The sequence below is a fragment of the Rathayibacter tanaceti genome (genome assembly GCF_001634385.1).
Lineage (GTDB): Bacteria > Actinomycetota > Actinomycetes > Actinomycetales > Microbacteriaceae > Rathayibacter > Rathayibacter tanaceti.
On record NZ_LIIN01000128.1, the window covers coordinates 1 to 7,839 of the forward strand.

Sequence of the window (7,839 nt, forward strand, 5' to 3'; positions counted from 1 at the left end):
GGACCCGCCCCCTCACTCTCTCCCGCACACGCGGACACCGTCACCACCAACAGAACAGCGGGGATCAGTGCGACACCTCTCCGCCGGTTACAGCGTGTATGCGCCATCAGTGGCCTGCCTCAGTTTCTTCTGGAAATCGGTAGGACCGAGTGGGCGATTCTCAGTCAGCAGATCCGCCCGCCCGGAGACGGCCCGCGCGACGTTCCTCAAGGACTCGGTCTGCTCGTCGAGGTATCCCGCGAGATCACCGACATCGCTTTTCAGAACATCATGGTTCGTGACGACGCGGCCCGCCTCGCCCCCCGTTTCGACTCCGAAGACCTGCGCTCCGAAGTCCTCGTCGGCAGGATTCGTGTGGTGATCCGTGCTGAATTCCCTGCCCATCCAGGCGGCCTCGTCGCCGCTCTCGGTCTCGCCTACGAGCTTCGATCGCGCCTGGCCCGCGTAGACGGCCTCGGCATGCAGGTCGCTCGCCTCGTCGACGCTGTCCGGCAGACCGGCCGAGCCCAGCGTCACGACGACCCCGAGGTCGACGTCGGAGCGCGAGGCGGCGGCCGCCATGACGGTGCTGCCGTAGGAGTGCGCGACGACGTTCGGCTTCGGGATGTCGTCGCCACGCACCGCTGAGAGCCCCTGCACGGCCGAGGCCAGAGCGGCGCCGCCCGCGACGGCGTCCGTCGAGGAGAGGACCTCCAAGCCGTCCTCCGGCATCGGCGGAGTCTCGTAGCCGATCCAGGCGACGACAGCGCTGCCGGGCGGGAGCAGCGACTGCAGGTTCTGCGACGCCTTCGTCCACTGGGTCATGCCCTCCGTCGTCTGCCCCATCCCGGGGACGGCGTAGGTGACGTTCGTCGCGGTGTCGAGATCGCCGATCGAGACGGCGGCGAGCGGAGGTTCGTCATCGGTGAGGGAGATGAGGAAACGAGGCGCCCGGCCGGACTTGGCCCACAGTGACGCCCGGATGTTCGTCAGCGCCGCCAGCTGCGACCGCACCGCCGTCAGCCGCTCCGCCGCACCGTCGCTCGCCTCCCCGCGCAGTCCCGCGGCCTCGCCCTCCAGCGCCGCGATCCGCGCCACGAGCACACTCTCGTTCGCCTCCGCCCGCGCGCCGTAGGCCACCCCCTCGAGATTCCCGATCACCTCCGGCAGACCGGCGACCAGCGCCTCCTGCTGCGGCGAGAACGGCGCACCGTCGGTCGGGTCGAGGCTCCGCCACCACTCGTTCACGAGAGCCGGCGCGAGCCGTCCGAGCCGCGCCGGGAGGTCGGGCGATGAGGCGAGGAGCGTCGCGAGGTCGTCGGCCGAGAGCGTCGCGAGGGAGTCGAGCAGGCTCCGGCCACCGAGGGGCCGCGCGATGGTGCCGACGACGTCGAGAACAGGAGTCGAGAGCGCTCCTCCCCCGGCGGCGGCGAAAGCAAGGGAGATCTGCTCGACCCAGCTCACATCGGCCGCGCCGATCGACAGCAGCTCGCGGAAGCCCCGGAGCACCGAGAAGGACTCGACCGGCGCCCACGGGCAGTGATTGCGGAACGCTCCCCAGGCTGTCATCAGCTCCTCGAGCCGCGACCGCATCGACTCATTGGCCTGCCGGGTCTCGGAGACGAAGACGTCCAGGTGCTCGGGGTCGGCTGAAGTCGCGCCTCCCACGGCAGCCCCGCCGACAGAGGTGCGGCTCGCCGAGTCCGGGGAGAACAGCGCGCAGATCGGCGGCGGCACGATCGGCTGGTCGGAGGGCGGCCGATCGAAGATTTCATCGACCCCGGCCGCGAGGGCCGCCACCGGATCGGCACGACGCTGCTCCTCGCGCTCGGCCGCTCGCTGCTCCCAGGCGGCGTACTCCTCGCGGCGTCGACGCTCCTCCGCGGCGAGCCTTGCGACGAGCCGCACCGTGTCGGCGAGTCCGTACAGCTCGCCGCTCAGCCGGTTGCGATTGTCTGCCTCGCAGCGGCAGACCTGCCGGAACAGCTCCGAGTAGGCGCCCCGGAACTCCCGGAGCGCGTACTCGATGGCGGCGGACCGCAGCAGGCCCTGGGTCGAGAGCGAGACGGCCGCCCGCTCAGCGGCGTCGACGAGGGCCACCGCCGCTGCATCGTCAAAGGGGAACTCCATCATCGCCTTTCGAGTGAGAATATCTCGGAACAGTAAACCGGCGGCCGCGGCAGAGCGCGCGGCTGGCGCGGGACGCCGCGCATTCCGCGCCACGGGGAGCCGCCACTCCGCGACGCAGACGCAGATGTGATGCGGACCGCACCAGTCCGCGCCGCCCGCCCATTGCCCGCGGTCAGCCGCTCCAGGTACCCCGCGAATGCGCGCAGCTCCCACTCGGGCCGCTCCGCCGCGACACCGGAGTAGCTGTAGGCCTACTACGGCGCCTGGTCGGCTGGAGGGCGCCGGCGTCGGGGACGAGGTCGGCGAGCGCCTCGGAGGCGTGCCCGCCCGGGAGGCGCGGGTCCTCGAGTGGCAGCACCCGGCCATCGTCGACGCGAGCTGGCGCGCCGCGCCGATACGTGGATCCGCGTTTCGGCCTCGGAGACCGTCCGTCGACCCGCCGCCACCGCGACTCGACACCCTCGACACGACCAGAGGTCACCCTGCGGCGGCAGACGGCGTCGGCGGCTGCTTCCGCGGATTCGGCTTCTCTCGAACCCACTCATCACCGGGAAAAACAACACCCGCCTCACGCTGCGCATTGTCCTCCCGCGACATCCCCGCCGCATAACCCGGAGCACACCGCGCGACCGCACCGATCCGATACGTCCCCGCAGCCGCACCCGTATCGAAATGCTGTCCGTCGTCTGCCCCATCCCCGGCACCGCATAGGTCACGCTCGTCGCGGTGTCCAGATCGCCGATCGAGACCGCGGCGAGAGGGGGATGATCGTCCGTGAGGGAGATCAGGAAGCGCTCGCCCCTCCGAGAATCTCCTCCAACGAGTCCGCGATGTTCTGCAGCGCCCTGAGCTGCACCGATACCTCCCGGAAGTCCTTCTCGCCAGGCCCCGCCACACCCCGGAGCAGCGCGTGCTGCTCCTCCTCAAGCACCGCGATCCTCGCCCGGAGCACGCTCTCGTTCGCCCGGGCACGCGCCCCGTAGGGCACGCCCTCCAGGTTCCCGATCACCTCGGGCAGCGCGGCTGTGACGAGCGCCCGCGCGAACGTCGTCGCTGCCGCTTCGACGAACGGAATCGTCGACATGTCCACCCCCGGAGCGAGCACTACTCAGGAACAGTAGGCGATCGGATCCCGCCGCCGACGTCTGGCGCAGAATCGCACCTCAGTACGAGTCGGCCGTTCAGCTCGACGCGGTCAGCCGCTCCAGGTATCCCGCGAAGGCGCGCAGATCCTCCTCGGGCCAGGTGCTCAGCGCCTCCTGCATCCGCTGCCTCTGACGCCCGCCGAGGTCGCGGATCCGGGCGGACCCCGCGGTGCTGAGCGAGAGGAATCGAGCGCGACCGTCGGAGGGATCCGCCGCCATCTCGATCAGGCCGAGTCCTGCGAGCTGGCGCGCCTGCCTGCTGATCGCGCTGCGATCGACGCCGAGACGCTCGGCCGCAGCGCCGGAGTGGACGGGACCGCAGCGCTCGAGCATCCGCAGCAGCCGCAGGCCGAAGGGCGGCAGCGTCGGGTCGATCGACGCCGCCGCGTCCCGGACGGCGACGCGCACCTGGAGGGCGAGCGCGGTGATCCGCTCCTCGACCTCGAGCAGCGCCCCGACCGAGGCCGCGACAGCCGGCATCAGCGCCGCTCGATCACGTCGACCGAGCCGGTCGGACGCGATTGGCCGACAGGACGCAGCCCGGCCTGCCCGTCGGAGGCGGCGATCAGCGCGTCCTCCGCGTCCTGGATCGTGCGGGCGGGCTCCGCCTTCAGCTGGACGGCATTCTTGGAGCCGAGGTCGACATTGGGCAGCAGGATCACGGCGATCAGCGTGACGAGGGCCAGCGGGATGCTGTACAGGAACACGTCGCCCACTCCGATCCCGTAGGCACTCTCGACCACGATGCGCACGGCGTCGGGAAGGGTAGCCGGCTGCGGGATCGTGCCGCTGCCGAGCGCCTGCGCGGCGAGGGCCTGATCGGCCGGCGCGAGGCCGGCGATCCCGGTCGTGATGTGGTCGGCGATCACGGTGCCGAGCATCGACCCCAGGACCGAGACGCCCACGGTGCCGCCGAGGCTGCGGAAGAACGTGACCGCGCTGGTCGCGACTCCGAGGTTCTTCACCTCGATCGAGTTCTGCACGACGAGCACCAGGTTCTGCATCAGCATGCCCAGCCCGGCACCGAGCACGGCCATGTAGACACCCACGAGCACGAGATCGGTGTCGTAGCGCAGCGTGCTCAGGAGGAAGGTGCCGACGACCGCGAGCACGCCGCCGCTGATCATGATCGCCTTCCACTTGCCGGTGCGCGAGATGACGCCTCCGAAGATCGTGGAGGAGATCAGCAGGCCGGCCATCATCGGGATGGTGAGCAGTCCCGACTGGGTCGGCGTGGCTCCGCGGGCGAGCTGCATGTACTGCGCGAGGAACACCGCGACGCCGAACATCGAGACGCCGACCGAGATGCTCGCGACGACGGCGAGGCTGAAGGTGCGGTTCGCGAACATCCCGAGGGGGATGATCGGCTCGGCCACGGTCAGCTCGGTGATCACCGCGGCGACGAGCAGGACGACGGCTCCGCCGACCATGAGCACGGTCTCCCAGGACGCCCACTCGAAGTTCTTGCCGGCGAGCGACACCCAGATCAGCAGGAGCGAGACTCCACCCGCGATCAGGACGGCGCCGAGGTAGTCGATCTTCACCTTCCGCTTCGGCTGCGCGGGCAGGCGGAGGGTCATCTGGAGCAGGACGATGGCGACGATCGCGACCGGCATCGCGATGAAGAAGTTCCAGCGCCAGCCGAAGGCGTCGGTCACGACGCCCCCGAGGAGCGGGCCGCCGACGGTGCCGATCGCCATCACTCCGCCGAAGAGGCCGGCGTACTTGCCGCGCTCTCGGGGGCTGATGATGTCGGCCATGATGATCTGGCTCAGCGCGGCGAGGCCGCCTGCGCCCAGGCCCTGGAACACGCGGAAGACGATGAGCGTGTTCGTGTCCTGCGAGAAGCCGGCCAACGCCGATCCAACGACGAACAGACCGAGCGCGAGCTGGATCAGCAGCTTGCGGTCGAAGAGGTCGGCGAACTTGCCCCAGAGCGGAGTCGACACCGTGGTCGCGAGCAGGGTCGCGGTCACGACCCAGGTGTAGGCGTTCTGGTCGCCCTCGAGGTCGGAGATGATCCGGGGCAGCGAGGTCGAGACGACCGTGCCCGCGAGGATCGAGACGAACATGCCCAACAGGAGTCCGCTGAGCGATTCGAGCACCTGGCGGTGGGACATGGCGCCGTCCGGCCCGGCGGGGGCGTGGCGTTCGGCTGTTCCGCGCGCTGCGGCGCGGTGTTCGGGGTGTGACATGGGCTCCTCTTCGGCACGACGGCGGTTCTAGTTGACCCGGATCAACTATTGACCGACTGCAACTATATAGCCGAGCGAGGTTAATTTCCAGCGGGCCACCGACACCGGCGGGCAGCGCGCCCGCCCGCCCGTATCCTCGGGGGATGGACAACATCGATCGGAAGATCCTCGATCTGCTGCGCCAGAACGCCCGAGCGGGCTATGGCGACATCGGCGGAGTCGTGGGCCTCTCCGCCTCCGCCGTGAAGCGCCGCGTCGACCGCCTCGTCGCCGACGGCGTGATCCGCGGTTTCACGATCAAGGTCGACCCCGCGGTCGACGGCATGGCGACGGAGGCGTACGTCGAGCTGTTTTGCCGGGGCACCGTCGCTCCGGACGAGCTCCGTCGCATCCTGTCGGCCGTCCCAGAGGTCGTCGACGCCGGCACGGTGACCGGCTCGGCCGACGCGATCGTGCACATCCGCTCGCGCGACATCCCGAGCCTCGAGCTCGCCCTGGAGAAGGTGCGGATCGCGCCGAACGTCGACCACACCCGCTCGGCGATCGTGCTCTCGCGCCTCATCCAGCGCAGCGAGCCCTGATGGATCGTGCCACGCCCTCGACATTTACTCACCGAAAGGGTATTCCATACGTGTATGGTCATTCCGGGAGGGCGGAGCATGAGTGATCGCGAGCAGGCGGAGACGGCGGCACGGCGGAGGCGGCGCATCTGGCTGATGCTGCCGATCATGTTCGTCGGTGTGCTCGCCGGCCGCGGAGTCGCGATCGCAGTGGGCGCCGAGGATCCGTGGAACGTGGTCGTCAACGCTGCCGTCTCTGCAGTGGTGGCGGCCGCCGCCCTCGTTCTCCTCGACCGTCCGCGCTGACCCCTCCTCCTGGATCGGAACCCGATGGAGGGAACGATGAGGGAACGAACGACGACGAGCACGGCGCTGATCGCCGCCATGGCGATTCTGCTGGCGGTGCCACTGCTCACGGCTCAGACCGCGCAGGCGGAGCCGGGGAACGACGGGGCGAGCAGGAGTGTGCATCTCGAGGCGAGGGGCGGATCCGCGTCCACGGTGACGTTCGACGTCACCGACGGCACGCGGATCGTCGAGCTGACGGGCGGCGGAGTCGGATTCACGAACGGATCCGAGACCTCCGAGGCGCTCCCCGAGCGGATCGAGGTGGGCCGCGACCGCACCGTCTCGGGTCACTGGTCGATCGACGACTCCGACACCGTCACCTTCCACTTCGCCGCGGACGACTCGTCCGGCACGACCAAGGGCGGCCAACACCTCGACAGCGACTGGGCGTCGGACGAGTGGGGCCAGTGCGTCGCCGGGAGCGGCGTGAGCGGAGCGGCGACCGGCGGGGTGATGGGCGCGATCACCGGCGCGGGAGCGATCGTCACCGCGACCGGCGGAATGCTCTCCGGGATCATCGGCGGCGCGCTCACCTGCTGAGCGGCGCCCGATCAGGCGGGCGCGTCCGCCGCGGCGGGGACGCGCCCGCCGTCGATCCGGTGCCGGGCACGCTGCTCTCGCGAGATCCGGACGATCACCGGCGCCGGGCTGTGCACCCGGTTCCCTGCCGTGACCTCGGTCCGCGGACCGGCCCCCGTCCGAGTGGTCGGCGCTGAACGGATCAGAAGCCCGTGGGCGAGAACGTCTGCGAGAACTCCGTGAAGAGAGCGGCGGCCCAGCCGATCGCGATGACGAACGAGACGACCACGACTCCGAGGAAGACCCAGAGCGGCAGCAGACCACCGCCGGTCACGCGCTTGACGATGACACTCCGGCCGATCACATAGACGTACGGAGCAGCGAGGAAGGCCCACGCCCAGTGGAACGGACGCTGGAGGCCGGCCCTCTTGAGCTGGCGCCAGTCGAGGAAGGCGAACACGACCTCGGCGGCGTAGATCAGGAAACCGACCACCTGGAGCACCCCGAGGCCGACGAAGTAGGCGGTGGACATCCCCATGGAGGCGCGCGGCCCGTAGGTCGAGGACATCGACGAGTCCACGATCGCGCTCGGCGGGAGCAGGAAGATCGAGAGCGCCGAGAGCAGGGGCAGGAGCACGACGACCCAGATCCACGGAGTGGCGGTGACGATGCTCGTATCGCGCTGCTGCGGCGCGGCGCCGGCCGAAGGCGAGGGCTGCGGGTAGGCGGGCTGCTGGTACGGCTGCTGCGGAACCTGCTCGCCGTACGGCTGCTGCGCGGAGGGCTGCTGCGCGTGCTGTCCGTAGCTCTGCTGCGGCTCCGCGGCGGCCGGCTGCTGGGGGTACTGCCCCGAGGCGGTCTGGCCGTAGCCGGTCGCCGCTCCGCTCGAGGTCTCTCCGTAGGCGGGGGCGCTCGACGGGGGGCGCGGGCGGGGTCGGAGGCGCAGCCACACGCTCCGCGGGC

The 7,839-nt window shown here is 70.3% G+C and carries 8 protein-coding genes; 3 read left to right on the top strand and 5 right to left on the bottom strand.

Going from position 1 to position 7,839, the window contains the following annotated elements:
• Positions 1 to 87: 87 nt before the first annotated feature.
• The 4 genes from ACH61_RS12855 to ACH61_RS12870 form a co-directional block, all read right to left on the bottom strand.
• Entirely contained in the window at positions 88 to 2,112 is a 2,025-nt protein-coding gene (locus ACH61_RS12855; protein ID WP_158286106.1) for an alpha/beta hydrolase, read from the bottom strand.
• Positions 2,113 to 2,893: 781 nt separating this feature from the next.
• Complete coding sequence (locus ACH61_RS12860) at positions 2,894 to 3,193, bottom strand: hypothetical protein (RefSeq protein WP_153038868.1); 300 nt, start codon at positions 3,191 to 3,193, stop codon at positions 2,894 to 2,896.
• 97 nt (positions 3,194 to 3,290) lie between these two features.
• Positions 3,291 to 3,734, bottom strand: coding sequence for a MarR family winged helix-turn-helix transcriptional regulator (locus tag ACH61_RS12865; RefSeq protein ID WP_068212638.1), 444 nt, complete (start codon positions 3,732 to 3,734; stop codon positions 3,291 to 3,293).
• Positions 3,734 to 5,374: an MDR family MFS transporter gene (locus tag ACH61_RS12870; RefSeq protein ID WP_068212648.1), complete on the bottom strand. Its 1,641-nt coding sequence runs from the start codon at positions 5,372 to 5,374 to the stop codon at positions 3,734 to 3,736. Before ACH61_RS12870 ends, ACH61_RS12865 begins: the two co-directional genes overlap by 1 nt.
• Positions 5,375 to 5,592: 218 nt before the next feature.
• Here ACH61_RS12870 and ACH61_RS12875 point away from each other — a divergent pair, with 218 nt between their 5' ends.
• The 3 genes from ACH61_RS12875 (at position 5,593) to ACH61_RS12885 (ending at position 6,897) form a co-directional block, all read left to right on the top strand.
• Positions 5,593 to 6,030 (top strand): Lrp/AsnC family transcriptional regulator, encoded by a 438-nt coding sequence (locus tag ACH61_RS12875; protein ID WP_068212651.1) that lies wholly within the window; start codon positions 5,593 to 5,595, stop codon positions 6,028 to 6,030.
• A gap of 78 nt (positions 6,031 to 6,108) precedes the next feature.
• Entirely contained in the window at positions 6,109 to 6,315 is a 207-nt protein-coding gene (locus ACH61_RS12880) for a hypothetical protein (RefSeq protein WP_068212654.1), read from the top strand.
• Positions 6,316 to 6,351: 36 nt separating this feature from the next.
• Positions 6,352 to 6,897, top strand: coding sequence for a hypothetical protein (locus ACH61_RS12885; RefSeq protein ID WP_132504984.1), 546 nt, complete (start codon positions 6,352 to 6,354; stop codon positions 6,895 to 6,897).
• A gap of 181 nt (positions 6,898 to 7,078) precedes the next feature.
• Here the strand turns inward: ACH61_RS12885 and ACH61_RS17975 are convergent.
• Positions 7,079 to 7,839: hypothetical protein (locus ACH61_RS17975; RefSeq protein ID WP_201787611.1), on the bottom strand; the 761-nt coding region annotated here is incomplete at its 5' end.

What these genes read in the sequence shown, in the direction of transcription:
- ACH61_RS12855 (WP_158286106.1), bottom strand. Translation starts at nt 2,112, where the DNA reads ATGATGGAGTTCCCCTTTGACGATGCAGCGGCGGTGGCCCTCGTCGAC.
- ACH61_RS12860 (WP_153038868.1), bottom strand. Translation starts at nt 3,193, where the DNA reads ATGTCGACGATTCCGTTCGTCGAAGCGGCAGCGACGACGTTCGCGCGG.
- ACH61_RS12865 (WP_068212638.1), bottom strand. Translation starts at nt 3,734, where the DNA reads ATGCCGGCTGTCGCGGCCTCGGTCGGGGCGCTGCTCGAGGTCGAGGAG.
- ACH61_RS12870 (WP_068212648.1), bottom strand. Translation starts at nt 5,374, where the DNA reads ATGTCCCACCGCCAGGTGCTCGAATCGCTCAGCGGACTCCTGTTGGGC.
- ACH61_RS12875 (WP_068212651.1), top strand. Translation starts at nt 5,593, where the DNA reads ATGGACAACATCGATCGGAAGATCCTCGATCTGCTGCGCCAGAACGCC.
- ACH61_RS12880 (WP_068212654.1), top strand. Translation starts at nt 6,109, where the DNA reads ATGAGTGATCGCGAGCAGGCGGAGACGGCGGCACGGCGGAGGCGGCGC.
- ACH61_RS12885 (WP_132504984.1), top strand. Translation starts at nt 6,352, where the DNA reads ATGAGGGAACGAACGACGACGAGCACGGCGCTGATCGCCGCCATGGCG.